Raw genomic sequence first — 220 nt, forward strand, 5'->3', positions numbered from 1 at the left:
TCCGCTTGCCGCTGGGTCCTGGCGACATCATTTGAGAGCCCCGCTATCGATGTCTCCTGACGGAGTTGTGTGAGTGCCGCCGAGACCTGCTGGCTCACCGCCCGAATGAACGATTCCAACGTCTCATCCCGTTCGTCAACGACGACGCTCAACAGACTCGTATCACCGAGCTGTGTGACGAGTGCCTGCTTCTCGGCCGCGTCGCCGGCGTCGATAACGG

The 220-nt window shown here is 61.4% G+C and carries 1 protein-coding gene; it reads right to left on the minus strand.

Annotation, left to right across the window (positions count from 1 at the left end; genetic code table 11):
* Positions 1–220: hypothetical protein (locus EXE44_RS20585; RefSeq protein WP_158293529.1), on the minus strand; the 220-nt coding region annotated here is incomplete at both ends.

It is taken from the genome of Halorubrum sp. SS7 (assembly GCF_005435055.1).
Lineage (GTDB): Archaea > Halobacteriota > Halobacteria > Halobacteriales > Haloferacaceae > Halorubrum > Halorubrum salinarum.